This window comes from Pseudobutyrivibrio sp. UC1225 (genome assembly GCF_900115215.1).
GTDB lineage: Bacteria > Bacillota > Clostridia > Lachnospirales > Lachnospiraceae > Pseudobutyrivibrio.
Window position 1 is genome coordinate 240,036 of the sequence record NZ_FOVQ01000005.1, and the last position, 15,360, is coordinate 255,395.

A 15,360-nucleotide genomic window follows, 5' to 3' on the forward strand; every position below is an offset into this window, starting at 1 on the left:
AATGAAAAAAGAACTGATAATTAAAATCGTATCAGTCCTTGTATTTATAGCCCTCAGTGTTGGTGTGATTATTTACGCCAACACTGACAGGCCAAAATACACTATCACAGAGAGCTCTGGCGTCGAATATGAGACTGCTAGAGTTCTTTCTGTAATAGAGGATAATACATCGATTGATAAAGAAATTGAAAATGTAAAAAAGGGAAGTGCCGAGCTGGAAGTAGAGCTTTTGACGGGCCGTTATAAGGGCGACGTTTGCCATGTGACGAACTATTTCAGTGCCCTTTACAATGTGGATGTGGCAAAGGGCGATAAGGTCAGTGTCAGAATAGATACCACTGATGTTGGTGTTTATCAGGTTAGCATTTACAACTACAACAGAATTCCTCTTTTTATAGGACTTATTGTTGTGTTCTTTGCAGTACTTGTTTTGCTAGGTGGCAAGCAGGGCTTAAAAGCTTTCGCAGGACTTGTTTATACAGTGCTTGTGATTTGCTTTGTACTGCTGCCTCTTACTCTTAAGGGCGTGTCCTCTATTCCACTTACTATAGTGATAGTGTTCGTTACATCAGCTTTGTGTTTCTTGCTTATTGGCGGTGTACAGAAGAAGACTATTGCAGCAGCTCTTGGCTCTCTTGCAGGAGTTCTTATAGCAGCATTGCTTGGAGAGATTGCTGCCAAGGCAGGCGGTGTTACTACATTTCAGATGGATGAGGCCGAGGCACTTTTACTTGTAAAATCTACCAATCCAATTCAGCTTAGAGGTTTGTTTATAAGCGGCATTCTTATAGCTGCCATGGGTGCAGTAATGGATATTGCAATGTCCATAGCATCGGCAATTGGAGAAGTTCACGATGCCAATGCAAAGCTTGGCTTTAAGGAGCTTTTTGCAGCAGGTATGAACATCGGCCGTGACGCCATGGGAACCATGTCAAACACACTTGTACTTGCTTATGTTGGTGGCTCACTCAACATGATGGTGCTTATTTATTCATACGGTGTATCCTTTACACAGCTTGTAAACACTGATTTTGTGGCTATAGAATTGATTAGAGCCATTGCAGGTTCTATCGGAATCATCGGAACCGTGCCATGTGTTTCAGCAGTGGCTGGATATTTGTATAGTAAGGACTAGGCATTTTGCCTAGTCCTTACTGATTGCTTTTATTTATGAACGAATATTTACAGTTTTTTACAAGATTTAGCTATTTAATAATTTAGAAATTTCATCCACCATATCGTTAATAGTTTTGGCTTGATTAGCAACTTCTTCTGTATTTTTAGCATTGCTTTCAGCCATAGCTCTTATAGAAACGAATTGTTGATTTTCATCTCTAATACTTTCGGCAATATCCTGATTGATATCTACAGTTTGTTTTATGATATCAGATTGACGCTTGATGGCTTTGTTCATTTCTGAAACTGCAGCAACAGAATCATTAAGCATTACACTCATGTCTGCTACATCGCCAAAGACCTTCTTGAATTGTTCATTTTGTTCTTCAAGTTTTGAGGCGTTTTTCTCAACCTGGCTTGTAATTTCCCTTACATTCATTTGAACTCTATCAATTACTTCGCCAACATCATTTAATGAATTTGATGTACTTTCTGCAAGTTTACCAACTTCTGTTGCCACAACTGCAAAACCCTTTCCAGCTTCACCTGCACGTGCTGCCTCGATCGACGCATTCAAAGCAAGTAAACTGATTGAAGAAGATATTCCCTGAATAAGTTCCAATGTAGTTCCGATTTCTTCAACTGCATTTGACAGACGTTCTGCAATATCTGTTGTGGTGGCCATTGAATCTGAAACATCAGAGTTAATTCCTTGTAAATCATTAAGAGCTTTTTCATTTTCGTTTGATTTAACAAGTAAATTATCTGAGGTATTTTCTACCTTCTCAACATTTTCGATTACAATACTTTCTACATCACTTAGTTCTGAAAGATTTGCCATACTGTCATCAGCTTTGGTACCAAGCATATTACTATTCTCTACTAAATCATCACTTGTGGCTGATAATTCTTCAGCTGAAGCACTTTCATTTGAGGCGATATCAAGTAGTGCAGTACCTGCTGAAACCATCTTTTCAGAAATAGACCTTACAGCATTCATTACACCAACAACCTTCTTGTTGTTTTCTTCAAGTTCATCTTTTTTAGCATTTACGAGGAAATAAGAAACAAAGAAAACAAACAATGTTATGCCGGCCAAAGATATAGTTAATCCAACAATACACATTATTATATCAGTCACATATAATTCGTCTTTTGCAGGAAGAAGTTGTGAGCCTCGAACTATCCATCCACTAATAAGGGAAATAATACAAATTCCTCCGGTTGTCAATAACTGTTTTATATCAAGGAAAAATCCGATTAGTGTTAGAAAGAATGCTAAGAATCCCCAGAAATTTCTAGTTGGGCACATATAAACAATATAAGTCCATTGAATAATAAGTACGCCGGAACAAAAAATTTTGCCTAGCTGTAATTTTCCATCTATTAGATAGCCCTCTTCATTAAATGATGTTTTTAGTATAAGCATTCCACAAATTAAAAAACAAACATCCATAATGGCGAAACAGATTACAGCAATCCATTGCATATCTTTGTAAAAGCCTAACAATTTCTCAGTAATGAACATACATGTTGCAAACATACATGCTCCTGTCAACGCTATAATACCCCATTTAAATACCGCTGAAAGATATACTTCGAATGCTGATTTCTTATTACTCATGTACTAAAACCTCCTTACATCATCATTTAAAGTAATTTTATCAGCAGATTATGATAAAAGTGTTAAACATTATCCTAAAACTTGTAGGATAATTAAAAAGAAGACCTCTTGTTGACTAAACAAGAAGCCTTCATTTTTGATCAAAGTATTCCGATTTGTCGATTGCAACTAACGTTAGCATAGACTAACTCAATGTGATATTATTAGTTAAGACATAGGCTATGCAAATCCAATGGCTAGTAATATTTACATGTGCTGTGAGATAGATTACTATACAACAGCTGCTAAACATGGTGTTTTACATAGGGACTATACTCTTGCTACTGGAGGTGCTATCTGCGATTATTGGATTGTTCCAGATATAACTTCCAATAGAGATTCGGCAAACTTTTTATGCCCATCAATTGAAAAATGAACTCCGTCGTACCCCATCTCGATATTCCATTCACTAGCATCGAAGGTGGTGATGTCATATTGTTTTGCTAGTTCGAGGAAGCGCTGGTTCATCTCGATGCAGCAATCGTGATAACGCTGCATTTCTGGTTCCATTACTTTGATGTAAGGTGGAGCTATTAGGATGAACTGAGCTTTACAGTTTTCTTTGACATAGCTTAGGATTCTATCAAGCTTTGTCACAGCTAGCTCTACGTTAGGATTGTAGGTTAGCAATATGTCATTGGTACCAAGCATCATTACAAAGATATCCTCTGCTGAAAGGTCAGTGATAAGGTTGGTGAAGTAGCCATACTCTATCGATGGAAGCTGGCGACCGTTCATTCCTTCCTCGATGACATCATAGTTATCTTTTAGGGCTTCCTTTACATGTGTAGTCCAACGTATTTCTGCTGGATATCTACCACCCAAGAAGCCTCTTGGATCATAGCCATATGTATTTGAATCTCCAAATAGAATTAGTTTTTTCATTGATTTACCTCATTTGACACCCAGGTGAAGCCTTTTGCTGTACGAATATCAGCATCTTTAAAGTGATTGCCATCATTCCACTCTAGGGTAGAAGCTAACTCTTTTGACTGATAATAATCACTGAGCTCTCTAATACAGTTCCCAACAGTAGACATAATTTGATTTTTAGCCTTCTCTTCTTTATCACCCAAACTTAGATAGACATGGTTAGCACAAATATCCTTACTCTTAGCATACTCAAGAAAATTAGGGAACCATACTGAAGGAGAAGCTGCAGCTATTGCTGTGAAAGCATTTGTCTGGTAGGCACTCCAAAGAGCAAATAAGCCGGCAAGAGAATAGCCACCCAGAATGATAGGGATATCTTGTGAAATATCATATTTTGTCATAACTGTAGGAATGAGCTCATTTATCACAAAGGCCAGTGTTTCCTTAGCCCCGTCACCAAAACCTTCTTTTCCCAAAACAGGTGGTGCAGGCCAAGGGGATAAATCTTTGTTCCAGTCATTGACACTAAAGGCAATAAGAATAAAAGGTTTATCTGTATGCTCTGTGATATATTTTGTTTCAGAGTCTAGCATCTCGTAATCATGGGGGTCTACTGGCTGAACAAGTACAACCTCTGGGGCTTCATCCATAAATGCTATGCAGTTCGTTGTTTGTATTTGAAAATTCTCTTTAACCATTTCAAAACTCCATATGAATTATATTTGATAAATTGACAAGATTGACACTTTCATGTGCTTTCTTGCAAAATCTAAATCAAATTCAATGCCTTATTTATTATAGGTTAAATTGTAGTTGGTTGCACGCTTAATATGATGGTGCTTATCTATTCCTATGGTGTATCCTTTAGACAGCTTGTAAATACAGACTTTGTAGCTATCGAGCTCATTCGTGCTATCGCGGGTTCTATTGGAATCATCGGAACAGTGCCTTGCGTAGCAGGCGTGGCTGCATATTTGTTCTCAAAAAATAAAGTGTGAAATTTTTTTGAATTTTATTTTAAATGGTTGAAAAATGATTTCTACCCTCATATAATTTTTGACGTTGTCGCAAAAATTATACGAGGGTATTTATTTTGAAAATTATAGTTTTTTTAGAACGAATCTCACTTGCTTTTATTATATCTTTATTGGTTGGTTTCTTTGGCTCTGGGAAAAAAGTCGAAGCAGCAGAGCTACCAAATTATGCAATTTATGTAAATCGCGCAGCTAACTGCGTAACTGTATACAGCAAGGATGAGCAGGGGATGTATACTGTTCCTGAAAGATCCTTTTTGTGCTCAGTAGGTCGTAATATAGAAGATACACCAACAGGCTTGTTTCAGACTACAGATTATTATGAGTGGAGAAAGCTTTTTGGAAATACTTATGGAAGATATGCAATTCGTTTTAACGGTCATATTCTTTTCCATTCAGTACCTTATAGTCAGCCAAGCGTAGATGCGCTTTATGGAGATGCCTTTAATATGCTTGGTGAAGGGGCATCTGCAGGATGTGTACGTATGGCAGTTGCCGATTTGAAGTGGATTTATGATAACTGCAAAGTTGGAACTTATGTAGTTGTATATGATGATTTGGAAAATCCGGGACCACTTGGTAAGCCTAATGCTGTAAAAATCAATCTTGAGACTGGATATGGGAACTATGATCCTACAGAGGTAGCTGCATACAATCCATGGGTTTACATAAATCCAACACAGTATCTAAAGCAGGACAATGGCGATGGTATTGTATATGCCTATAAAGGTGTAAATTACGAGACCCTTAAGGATTATATTGGTCTTAAAGATAGCAATGGTGCAGACATTGAAAAATGGAATTACAGCTTGGAGTTAAATGGAAAGTATGATTTAAATACTCCTGGCACATATACTGTTTGGGTGACTGGTAAGGCAAACTCTGGATTGGCTAGTCAGCAACAGTATACAGTAGTAATAATGTAAGGTTTTTTCATTGAAAAGAAGGGTCTTCTATGGTACAATCGGAGAGGTTTTGAAAATCAATCTGGTTGTAACGAAGGAGAATCGTTTATGGAAAGCTACAAGTCAGAATTTATAGAGTTTATGGTGGAGGCAGACGTCCTTAAGTTTGGTGATTTTACACTGAAGTCAGGGCGAAAGTCTCCTTTTTTTATGAATGCAGGAGCCTATGTAACAGGCAGCCAGCTTATGCGCCTTGGTGAGTATTACGCAAAGGCTATTCACGATGCCTATGGGGATGATTTCGATGTTCTTTTTGGCCCAGCATACAAGGGCATTCCACTTGCTGTAATCACAGCAGAAGCCTTTCACAGATTATATGGTAAGGAAATTAAATATTGCAGCAATCGTAAAGAGGAAAAGGATCACGGTGCTGACAAGGGTGGCATCCTTGGCTACAAGATAAAGGATGGCGACAGAGTTGTCATGATAGAGGATGTTACTACCTCAGGAAAGAGCATGGAGGAGACAGTTCCAATCGTACGTGCTCAGGGTGATGTTACTATCGTTGGTCTTATGGTTTCTCTCAATCGTCAGGAGTTTGGTCTTTCTGGAGACAGAAGCAAGACAGCCCTTGATGAGGTTGCAGAGACATATGGATTTAAGACTGCAGCTATCGTTTCTATGGACGAGGTTGTGGAGCATCTTTGGAACAGAGAGTGCCAGGGACGTGTAGTTATTGATGACGAGATGAAGTCACGCATTGATGCATATTATAAGGAATATGGAGTTCAGTAATGGGAAGAATTCGTCCACATAGACGCAACTCTTACGGCAATCAGCTAAAGGCTCTCCCAATGGAGGCGATGTATGCTGCAGGAGTTTCTGTTTTTTCATTAGTAATATATGGGGCTGTTATGGGTGTTTCTGTCTATATGGCAGGTGAGACACCTAAGTTTGTTGGTGGCATAGGAATGCTGGGATGCTTCCTGGCAATTGCTGCGTTTCTTTATAACGTGGCCCAAATGAAAACTAAGACAGAGCTTAAATATAGACTTATTTGTTTGGCTGTCAGCACTTTAGCTATGGCCATATGGGTAGGCACATTTATTTTAGGAATGGTTAATTAAGGAGTATTATGAGCAAGACATTTTACATTGAAAATGATGATATTTTAGAGCGCTACGAATTAGTTACAGAGCGCATCTCTACTATTAAAGAGGATAAGGATTTACCTGAGAAGCTTCAGGCTTATTTTAACCAGGTGGCAGAGTTTATCATGGCTGTAGAGCCAGTTTTAGATAAGGCTGTTGCTGGTGAGCTTGAGGGACGCTCACTTGAGGAGTGTAAGGCAGACCACGACAGAATCTTTGCTATCTATAAGGCAGGCACATATGAGAACAGCTTCCTTTGCCCTACATACGCTGTAGAGCAGCTTGGTGAGCAGCTTGGTGGTCCACTTTCTGCAATCTACTACAAATTAACAGACATGATTCGAGCAGCTTTTGCTGGACGTCTTGATATATTCACTATTTACTGTGAGCTTTTCATGCAGGTTTATGGTGTTTGTCAGGTGGAGAGTGAAGACAAGTTCCGCAGAGAGGATATTCTTTCTGCAATGGCTTCATTCAAGCATGATTATTGCACAATCTTTACTGGTGAAGTATTTATTGAGATGATTGATCCAGAGTATGATTTCTATTCAAATATTATTATGAAGTCTGATCTTTCTGATGATAGATATCTCTATAGATATGGTATGTACATCAGTGATAACGAGCTTAAGATGGCGGCACATCTTCGCAGCATGTCAAATGAGGATGTGGTTGCTATGGCTCGCACATATGTGGAAGGCTACATCAAGGGCTTCGAGGTTTGTGGAAAAGATATCTCAATCAAGGACACAGTTGGTGTACATGCACCAGCAGGCTTCGAGCTTATGACTCGCGAAGCAATCAAGCTTTTCAACGAAGCAGGTCTTGCTTCTACAGTTCGTTTTGGTGGAGCTACAGGTCGTAATCTCTTCTCTACTGTTCCTAACAAGCAGTGCGAGTACGACCACAAGGATGACAGAGCTTATGTTTGGGAAAAGGGGCTTGCAGACAGAATCCTTGAAGTTACAAAGAATACTTATGAAAAGAATAAAGAGCTTGCTGCAGTATTTGGTGGCCCAGCTGTAATAGAGACATTCGGTGATGCACCATTTGAGCCAAAGAACTATCCAGCTAACGCTCAGTATAATGATAAGCAGAATGAGCTTAACGTATACTTCATGAGCCAGAGTGGACAGATTACAAATCAGTACATTCACGGTGATGAGCGTAGCTTCACAATCATCGCTTATCCAATTCCAGAAATCGGTGACAAGTTCAATGAAATCTTCAACGAGACTGTTGCTGTAAATACAATGGATTACGAGCTTTACAAGAACATTCAGCAGCACATTATTGATGTGCTTGATCAGGGTGAGACAGTTCATATTACAGGTCGAGGGGATAACCACACAGACATTACTGTAAAGCTTCATCATCTTGATGATCCTTCAAAGCAGACTAATTTCGAAAACTGCGTTGCAGATGTAAATATTCCTGTTGGTGAGGTATTCACATCACCTGAGCTTGAGGGCACAAATGGTGTGCTTCACGTTACACAGGTTTACTTAAATGAGCTTTGCTACAAGAACCTTGAAATGAAGTTCGAAGACGGCAAAATCGTTTCTTATAACTGCAGCAATTTTGATACAGAAGAAGAGAACAAGAAGTACATCTTCGACAACGTTCTTTTCAAGCATGAGACACTTCCAATCGGCGAGTTCGCTATTGGAACAAACACAAGAGCATTTGTAATGGGACAGAAGTACGACATCGCAGATAAGCTTCCAATCCTCATTGCAGAAAAGACTGGTCCTCACTTTGCAGTAGGTGATACCTGCTATTCTCATTCAGAGGATGTACCTATGTACAACCCAGACGGCAAGGAATGCATAGCACGTGACAACTCATGCTCACTCCTTCGTAAAACAGATATTTCTAAGGCATATTTTAACTGCCACACAGATATAACAATTCCTTATTATGAGCTTGGTGATATCACAGTCACTACAGCTGATGGCCGCCAGCTTGAAATCATCCGTGAGGGTCGTTTCGTAGTGCCAGGAACTGAAGAGTTAAATAAAGTATTTGAGTAATGGAGGATAATGAAATGGCAACTGTATCAATTGTAATGGGAAGCGACAGCGATATGCCTGTAATGGCTAAAGCTGTTGAAGTTTTAGAGCAGTTTGGGATTGATTATGAGATCAGAATCATCTCAGCTCATCGTGAGCCAGACATCTTTGTAGAGTACGCTAAGACTGCAAAAGATAGAGGCGTTAAGTGCATCATTGCAGGCGCAGGAAAGGCAGCACATCTTCCAGGTATGTGTGCAGCTGTTTTTGAGGGCCCAGTTATCGGTATCCCTATGAAGACCAGCGACCTTGGTGGAGTGGACTCTCTCTACTCTATCGTTCAGATGCCTACAGGTGTACCTGTAGCTACAGTTGCCATCAACGGAGGAGCCAATGCAGGTATCCTCGCAGTTAAGATGCTTGCCATGAATGACGTTGCACTCGCAGCGAAAATGCATAACTTCATCGTAGAGCAGAAGGAGTCCGTGGAGGCGAAGGATTCAAAATTACAGAATGAGGGTTACAAAGCATTTTTGTAGATAGGTAAAGGAAGCTCCTTAGGGAGTTTCCTTTTATTTATATTAAATAAGGTTATAAAAGGAGAGAAACATGGATTACAAGAGTTCAGGAGTAGATATTGAGGCAGGATATGAGTCAGTGGAGCTCATGAAGAAATTCGTTAAGGGTACAATGAGACCTGAGGTTTTAGGTGGCCTTGGCGGCTTCTCAGGCGCATTTGATCTTAGCGCTATCAAGAACATGGATGAGCCAGTACTTTTATCTGGTACAGATGGTTGCGGCACAAAGGTTAAGCTTGCCTTCCTTATGGATAAGCATGACACAATCGGTATTGATGCAGTTGCAATGTGCGTTAACGACGTTGCATGTGCAGGTGGCGAGCCACTTTTCTTCCTTGATTATATTGCTTGCGGAAAGAACATCCCAGAGAAGATTGCAACAATCGTAAGTGGTGTTGCAGAAGGATGTAAGCAGTCTGGCTGCGCCCTTGTAGGTGGTGAGACAGCAGAGCACCCAGGTCTTATGCCTGAGGAGGAGTATGATCTTGCAGGTTTTGCAGTAGGTATCGTAGATAAGAAGGACATCATCACAGGTGAGAACCTTAAGGATGGTGATGTACTTATCGGTATGGCATCTACTGGTGTTCATTCAAATGGTTTCTCTCTTGTTCGTAAGATTTTCGAGATGACAAAGGAAAGTCTTGATACATATTATGATGAGCTTGGCTGCACTCTAGGTGAGGCACTCATTGCACCAACACGTATTTACGTTAAGGCTCTTAAGGCAGTAAAGGATGCAGGCGTTCGTGTAAAGGCTTGCTCACATATTACAGGTGGCGGTTTCTATGAGAATATTCCACGTATGCTTCCAGAGGGTAAGCGTGCTGTTGTTGAGAAGGACTCTTATGAGGTTCCTGCAATCTTTAAACTTATGGCTGCTAAGGGTAACGTATCTGAGCAGATGATGTACAATACCTACAACATGGGACTTGGTATGGTTGTTGCTGTAGATCCAGCTGATGTTGATAAGACAATGGAAGCTATGCGCTCTGCAGGAGATACACCTTATGTAGTTGGTAAGATTGTAGACGGTGAAAAGGGAGTAGATTTAGTCTAATGAAAATAGCAGTTTGTGTATCAGGCGGAGGTACCAATCTTCAGGCTATTATCGACGCCATTGATAATGGAACAATCCATAATACTGAGATTGCTGTCGTAATCTCAAATAATAAAAATGCATATGCATTGGAGCGCGCTGAAAAAGCTGGCATTGAAGGTGTTTGCATCAGCCCTAAGGATTTTGCCAGCCGCGTGGAGTTCAACAAAGCATTCCTTGAGAAGCTTGATTCTTACAATGTTGATTTAGTTGTATTGGCAGGATTCTTAGTTGTAATCCCACCAGAGATGATTCGTAAATACGAATATAAAATCATCAATATTCATCCATCACTTATTCCAAGCTTTTGTGGTACAGGATATTATGGTTTGAAGGTTCATGAAGGCGCTCTTGCTCGTGGTGTAAAAGTCACTGGAGCTACCTGTCACTTTGTGGATGAAGGCACCGACACAGGCCCTATTATCTTACAAAAGGCGGTAGAGGTTCTTGAAGGCGACACACCAGAGGTTCTTCAGCGCCGTGTCATGGAACAGGCCGAGTGGATTATCATGCCTAAGGCTATTGATCTAATAGCGTGTGGTCGAGTACGTGTTAATGCTGGAAAAGTTTATATTGATTAAATGAGCTTGTAGCTATCAATCTCTAAGTGTTGCACAGCGAGATGTGTTAATCGAGCGGAGCAATATCTTAGGATTGAGAGCGTAACAAGCGGAATAGGAGAATAAGTATGAAGGTTTTAATCGTAGGTAGTGGCGGCCGCGAGCATGCCATAGCTTTGGCAGTGTCTAGAAGCCCACAAGTAGATAAGATTTACTGCGCACCAGGAAATGCAGGTATTGCAGAGCTTGCAGAGTGCGTTGACATCAAGGCGATGGAGTTTGATAAGCTTGTAGCTTTTGCAAAAGAGAAGGAAATCGACCTTACTGTAATCGGTATGGATGACCCACTTGTAGGTGGTGTTGTAGATAAGTTTGAGGAAGCTGGTCTTCGTTGCTTTGGTCCTAGAAAGAATGCAGCCATCATCGAAGGTTCAAAGGCATTCTCTAAGGACTTGATGAAGAAGTACAATATACCAACTGCAGGTTATGAGAATTTCACAGATCCAGAGGCCGCTTTAAAGTATCTTGAGACAGCTAAGTACCCAATCGTTTTAAAGGCAGATGGTCTTGCTTTGGGTAAGGGTGTTCTTATCTGCGAGAATCATGAGCAGGCTGTTGCAGGCGTAGCAGAAATCATGACAGACAAGAAGTTTGGTGAAGCTGGAAACACAATGGTTATCGAGGAATTCATGACAGGCCGTGAGGTTTCAGTACTTTCCTTTGTAGATGGAAATACAGTAAAGATTATGTCATCAGCACAGGATCATAAGCGCGCAGGTGATGGAGATACAGGTCTTAACACAGGTGGTATGGGTAACTTCTCACCATCTCCATTCTTCACAAAGGAGATTGAGGAGTACTGCCAGAAGAATATCTTCCAAGCTACTGTTGATGCCATGAAGGCAGAGGGCAGACCATTCAAGGGTGTTATCTTCTTCGGACTTATGCTAACAGAGGATGGTCCTAAGGTACTTGAGTACAATGCTCGTTTTGGTGACCCAGAGGCACAGGTAGTTCTTCCAAGATTAGAGAACGATATTATCGATGTATTTAATGCCTGCATCGATGGTACACTTGATAAGATTGATTTGAAGTTTTCTGATGAGGCTTGTGTATGCGTAGTACTTGCTTCAGATGGTTATCCAGTAGCATACAAGAAAGGCTTCCCTATCACTGGCTTTGAGAAGTTCAATAACAAGGATTACTATTGCTTCCATGCAGGAACAGCAAAGAACGATAAGGGCGAAATAGTAACAAACGGTGGTCGTGTCCTTGGAATTACAGCTCTCGGCAAGGATTTAGTAGAAGCTCGTGCCAAGGCATACGAGGCAACCGAGTGGATTGAATTTGAAAATAAATATATGCGTCATGACATTGCAAATGCGATACTCGATGTAGACACATGTAACAATTAGAACGAGGTACAGTGGGAGTACCCACTTATCTATAAGTTTATAATTTCTGTGGGTACACTTTACTTGTTAGTGTACCCACTTTTTGTACAGTGATTTTATCCATGGGTACGCTTCAACTACGATTGTACCTACTGTTCGACATAGTCCTGCTATCCATGGGTACGCTTCAACTACGATTGTACCTACTGTTCGACATAGTCCTGCTATCCGTTGGTACATTTCAACTACCGGCGTACCCACTGTTTGGGATAGTCTTGTTATTCGTGGGTACAATTTAACTAACACTGTACCTACCTAACAAATAGATTATATAATTAGTGGGTACTAAGAACGTTTACGGGGGAATCTACAGCTCAAGATTTAATTGCTAAGGAAAGCAAATAATAAAAGGTCCTGGCCTGGTTAAAGGCTAGGACCTTTTTGTCTAATGGTAAATTTTATTCTTCTGTATCATCCTTGAAGAAAGAAATCTCACTGTTAAGCTTTTCAGCTATGTTCTTCAAATCAGATGCAGAATCTGCAAGACTTGAAACTATCTGTGTAACTCGGTTACCTGTTGTTTTACTTGTGATGATGTTAGAAACAACAGGTTTTCCTGTAGCCATAGCATCTATGAAGTAATTGTAAAAAAAATATGATTTCCTGCCTTGCATTCGGCTCCTTGAGTATGATATATTAGATGAGTCGATGAGCCGACAAACGCATATTATTTTCCTAGCAGAAGCGCAGGAAAATGATATGCCCAAAACTGGCCATTGCCGAAGGCAATTATCAATGCCAGTTTATCATTGTTTTATTTGCTTGATTTATGCGGATGTGGCGGAATTGGCAGACGCGCTAGATTTAGGTTCTAGTGTCCCCGACGTGCAGGTTCAAGTCCTGTCATCCGCATTAAGCACTAGGAAGATTTCCTAGTGCTATTTTTTTATGAGGAGAATAATATGTTAGGAAAAATGTTAAAAAAGAAGATAGCAGTTGCTCTTACAATAGCAATGGCTGTCAGCTTGGTGCCTTCTGTTCCAGTTTCTGCAGCAAGCACATTAATCCCAAATGGCTGGTACTATATCAAAAATGTAAGCAGCCAGAAATACGTTGAAGTTGCTGGGGGAAAAGATGCAAACGGTGCAAACGTTCAGCAGTATCAGGGTATAGGAAACGCATCTCAGAGATGGTATGTTTCAAATGTCGGAGACAACTACATCACCTTAAAGAGCGGTCTTGATAGTGGCAGAATGATGGACGTTGTTAATGGTTCTAAGACCAGCGGCACTAATGTTCAGATTTATCAGGCAAATGGTGCTGATGCACAGGTTTTCAAGGTAAAGCACAGAGGTAATAAGGAATATACTCTTTCTGCCAAGTGTTCAGGAAATAAGATGGCTCTTACAGTAAGCGGCACATCAAATGGCGGAAATGTTTACCTTTCATCATCTAAGGGTAATGCAAATCAGTTATTCAAGTTCGAGAGCATTAGTTCTTCTTCAGAGAATCCTTCAAAGGGAGAGGATAAGAACAAGGATAAAGATAAAGACAAGAATAAAGATAAGGGCAACGGCTCAGGAAACCAGGGCGGTAATGGCTCAGGAAATGGTTCAGGAAATCAGGGTGGTAACAACTCAGGTTCTCAGGAGCCTGTGGTATCTGGCAACTCTATCGAGGTTAAGAATGGTGGAACTACACTTTCAGCTGCCCTTAGCAAGGCAAAGTCAGGTACTACTATCGTAATCAACGGTACAGTTAAGTCTGGAGCTGTAAAGGTTCCTGCAGGTGTTCATATCTCAGGAAAGAATAATGCAGTAATTGATTTCTCATCTACTTCAGGTAGCAATGGAAGAGGTCTTACCTTTGAGGGAAATGGAAGCAAGGTTTCTAATATTACTGTAAAGAACGCATCAGATAACGGTTTGTATATCACAGGTTCTAACAACACCTTTACAAGCGTAGAGGCTTGCTACAATCAGGATGCAGGCTTCCAGGTTTGTAACGGTGGTGCCTACAACAAATTCATCAAGTGTCACTCACACCACAATGCAGATGCAAAGGGTGAGAATGCTGATGGTTTTGCTAACAAGCTTCACTCAGGTGAAGGCAATTACTACGAAGAGTGTATCGCAGATTACAACAGTGATGATGGCTGGGACTGCTATGCAGCTCACGGCGCTGTAACACTTGTTAATTGCCAGGCAAACTTCAATGGATACTGTAATGGTATCTATGGTGATGGTAATGGCTTTAAGATGGGTGGTGTAGATAACAAGACTCCTGGTCAGAAGGCACACCTTGATCCATTAAAGCATACACTTACTGGCTGCTCTGCAAAGGGGAACCTTGCATCAGGTTTTGATAGAAACAATCAGAGTGGTGTAGTTACAATGAAGAATTGTACAGCTGATTCTAATAAGAAGAACAACTACAACTGGCCTGCATCTGGAAAGCCATCGGCACTTGGCTACCAGGTAACTTTCGGAAAGGCTCAGATTATTGATTGTAAGTCAATCAACGGAAAGAACAATATTAGTGGCGCAGTACTTTCAGGAAGATGCAGCGGCTTCTAAGATTACAGAATAGACGAATATAAAAAGAAGAGCACAGGCCTCACATGGCGCTGTGCTCTTTTTAAGGTTTGCGCGCCATGGGCGCGCTCTAACGCAATGTCATTAACTTTAGAGTATTTCTTACAAAAATCAAAGTTTTTAATGATGGTAAGGAGGATGATTGTACGGAAAAAATATTTTTGGACATGCAAAATAGGCAGGAATATACCCCCTGCCTGTTGCAGATATGTATTAGTTGAATTAAGACAATCTATAATTAAAACTCATAACAGAACGATCTTTCTTCTTGCGTCGGATTGCTTTTCTGTTTGGACGAATAGGTGTCAAATATTTAGACAAAAGATTTTTGATTGTTTTGCAGCTAATCTTTCCCTTGATAAATAGTCTAGATGCATGAATTGC

Annotated in this window: 15 protein-coding genes and 1 tRNA gene; 12 read left to right on the forward strand and 4 right to left on the reverse strand. The window is 40.4% G+C overall.

Annotated elements, in window-relative coordinates:
• Window position 1: 1 nt before the first annotated feature.
• A complete protein-coding gene (locus tag BMZ41_RS08920; protein ID WP_090528768.1) occupies window positions 2–1,135 on the forward strand; it encodes a YibE/F family protein in 1,134 nt (377 codons plus the stop codon).
• 66 nt (window positions 1,136–1,201) lie between these two features.
• Here BMZ41_RS08920 and BMZ41_RS08925 read toward each other — a convergent pair whose 3' ends face one another.
• The 3 genes from BMZ41_RS08925 to BMZ41_RS08940 form a co-directional block, all read right to left on the reverse strand.
• Window positions 1,202–2,740, reverse strand: coding sequence for a methyl-accepting chemotaxis protein (locus BMZ41_RS08925; protein ID WP_090528771.1), 1,539 nt, complete (start codon window positions 2,738–2,740; stop codon window positions 1,202–1,204).
• Window positions 2,741–3,082: 342 nt separating this feature from the next.
• The gene (locus BMZ41_RS08935; protein WP_090528778.1) at window positions 3,083–3,664 is read right to left on the reverse strand and encodes a GDSL-type esterase/lipase family protein; all 582 of its coding nucleotides are present in this window, start codon (window positions 3,662–3,664) and stop codon (window positions 3,083–3,085) included.
• The gene (locus BMZ41_RS08940; protein WP_090528781.1) at window positions 3,661–4,350 is read right to left on the reverse strand and encodes an alpha/beta hydrolase; all 690 of its coding nucleotides are present in this window, start codon (window positions 4,348–4,350) and stop codon (window positions 3,661–3,663) included. The genes BMZ41_RS08935 and BMZ41_RS08940 overlap by 4 nt, the downstream gene beginning before the upstream one ends.
• A 108-nt stretch (window positions 4,351–4,458) precedes the next feature.
• Between BMZ41_RS08940 and BMZ41_RS08945 the strand changes: the two genes are divergently transcribed.
• The 9 genes from BMZ41_RS08945 to purD all read left to right on the forward strand — a co-directional run bounded on the left by BMZ41_RS08945 (window position 4,459) and on the right by purD (window position 12,403).
• Window positions 4,459–4,650: a YibE/F family protein gene (locus tag BMZ41_RS08945; RefSeq protein WP_255405325.1), complete on the forward strand. Its 192-nt coding sequence runs from the start codon at window positions 4,459–4,461 to the stop codon at window positions 4,648–4,650.
• Window positions 4,651–4,745: 95 nt separating this feature from the next.
• On the forward strand, window positions 4,746–5,612 hold the full coding sequence (locus BMZ41_RS08950; RefSeq protein WP_176754503.1) for a L,D-transpeptidase: 867 nt from the start codon (window positions 4,746–4,748) through the stop codon (window positions 5,610–5,612).
• An 87-nt stretch (window positions 5,613–5,699) separates the two neighbouring features.
• The gene (pyrE, locus tag BMZ41_RS08955) at window positions 5,700–6,386 is read left to right on the forward strand and encodes an orotate phosphoribosyltransferase (protein WP_090528790.1); all 687 of its coding nucleotides are present in this window, start codon (window positions 5,700–5,702) and stop codon (window positions 6,384–6,386) included.
• Window positions 6,386–6,718 (forward strand): hypothetical protein, encoded by a 333-nt coding sequence (locus BMZ41_RS08960; RefSeq protein ID WP_090528792.1) that lies wholly within the window; start codon window positions 6,386–6,388, stop codon window positions 6,716–6,718. Before pyrE ends, BMZ41_RS08960 begins: the two co-directional genes overlap by 1 nt.
• A gap of 8 nt (window positions 6,719–6,726) precedes the next feature.
• The gene (locus tag BMZ41_RS08965) at window positions 6,727–8,775 is read left to right on the forward strand and encodes an aminopeptidase (RefSeq protein WP_090528795.1); all 2,049 of its coding nucleotides are present in this window, start codon (window positions 6,727–6,729) and stop codon (window positions 8,773–8,775) included.
• Between the two features lie 14 nt (window positions 8,776–8,789).
• Window positions 8,790–9,293: a 5-(carboxyamino)imidazole ribonucleotide mutase gene (gene purE, locus BMZ41_RS08970; protein WP_090528798.1), complete on the forward strand. Its 504-nt coding sequence runs from the start codon at window positions 8,790–8,792 to the stop codon at window positions 9,291–9,293.
• 70 nt (window positions 9,294–9,363) lie between these two features.
• Window positions 9,364–10,389 (forward strand): phosphoribosylformylglycinamidine cyclo-ligase, encoded by a 1,026-nt coding sequence (purM, locus tag BMZ41_RS08975; protein ID WP_090528799.1) that lies wholly within the window; start codon window positions 9,364–9,366, stop codon window positions 10,387–10,389.
• Window positions 10,389–11,009 (forward strand): phosphoribosylglycinamide formyltransferase, encoded by a 621-nt coding sequence (gene purN / locus BMZ41_RS08980; RefSeq protein WP_090528802.1) that lies wholly within the window; start codon window positions 10,389–10,391, stop codon window positions 11,007–11,009. The genes purM and purN overlap by 1 nt, the downstream gene beginning before the upstream one ends.
• A gap of 107 nt (window positions 11,010–11,116) precedes the next feature.
• The gene (purD, locus tag BMZ41_RS08985) at window positions 11,117–12,403 is read left to right on the forward strand and encodes a phosphoribosylamine--glycine ligase (protein ID WP_090528805.1); all 1,287 of its coding nucleotides are present in this window, start codon (window positions 11,117–11,119) and stop codon (window positions 12,401–12,403) included.
• Between the two features lie 437 nt (window positions 12,404–12,840).
• On the opposite strand, the gene BMZ41_RS08990 is transcribed toward purD, so the two are convergent.
• Window positions 12,841–13,056, reverse strand: a complete 216-nt coding sequence (locus BMZ41_RS08990) for a PDC sensor domain-containing protein (RefSeq protein WP_090168303.1) — start codon at window positions 13,054–13,056, stop codon at window positions 12,841–12,843.
• 157 nt (window positions 13,057–13,213) lie between these two features.
• On the opposite strand from BMZ41_RS08990, the gene BMZ41_RS08995 reads away from it, so the two are divergent.
• A tRNA-Leu gene (locus BMZ41_RS08995) sits at window positions 13,214–13,294 on the forward strand.
• A 50-nt stretch (window positions 13,295–13,344) separates the two neighbouring features.
• The gene (locus BMZ41_RS09000) at window positions 13,345–14,958 is read left to right on the forward strand and encodes an RICIN domain-containing protein (protein ID WP_242942036.1); all 1,614 of its coding nucleotides are present in this window, start codon (window positions 13,345–13,347) and stop codon (window positions 14,956–14,958) included.
• Window positions 14,959–15,360 lie beyond the last annotated feature (402 nt).

What these genes read in the sequence shown, in the direction of transcription:
- purD (WP_090528805.1), top strand. Translation starts at nt 11,117, where the DNA reads ATGAAGGTTTTAATCGTAGGTAGTGGCGGCCGCGAGCATGCCATAGCT.
- BMZ41_RS08935 (WP_090528778.1), bottom strand. Translation starts at nt 3,664, where the DNA reads ATGAAAAAACTAATTCTATTTGGAGATTCAAATACATATGGCTATGAT.
- purN (WP_090528802.1), top strand. Translation starts at nt 10,389, where the DNA reads ATGAAAATAGCAGTTTGTGTATCAGGCGGAGGTACCAATCTTCAGGCT.
- BMZ41_RS08965 (WP_090528795.1), top strand. Translation starts at nt 6,727, where the DNA reads ATGAGCAAGACATTTTACATTGAAAATGATGATATTTTAGAGCGCTAC.
- BMZ41_RS08990 (WP_090168303.1), bottom strand. Translation starts at nt 13,056, where the DNA reads ATGCAAGGCAGGAAATCATATTTTTTTTACAATTACTTCATAGATGCT.
- purM (WP_090528799.1), top strand. Translation starts at nt 9,364, where the DNA reads ATGGATTACAAGAGTTCAGGAGTAGATATTGAGGCAGGATATGAGTCA.
- BMZ41_RS08940 (WP_090528781.1), bottom strand. Translation starts at nt 4,350, where the DNA reads ATGGTTAAAGAGAATTTTCAAATACAAACAACGAACTGCATAGCATTT.
- BMZ41_RS08920 (WP_090528768.1), top strand. Translation starts at nt 2, where the DNA reads ATGAAAAAAGAACTGATAATTAAAATCGTATCAGTCCTTGTATTTATA.
- BMZ41_RS08925 (WP_090528771.1), bottom strand. Translation starts at nt 2,740, where the DNA reads ATGAGTAATAAGAAATCAGCATTCGAAGTATATCTTTCAGCGGTATTT.
- BMZ41_RS08960 (WP_090528792.1), top strand. Translation starts at nt 6,386, where the DNA reads ATGGGAAGAATTCGTCCACATAGACGCAACTCTTACGGCAATCAGCTA.
- BMZ41_RS09000 (WP_242942036.1), top strand. Translation starts at nt 13,345, where the DNA reads ATGTTAGGAAAAATGTTAAAAAAGAAGATAGCAGTTGCTCTTACAATA.
- pyrE (WP_090528790.1), top strand. Translation starts at nt 5,700, where the DNA reads ATGGAAAGCTACAAGTCAGAATTTATAGAGTTTATGGTGGAGGCAGAC.
- purE (WP_090528798.1), top strand. Translation starts at nt 8,790, where the DNA reads ATGGCAACTGTATCAATTGTAATGGGAAGCGACAGCGATATGCCTGTA.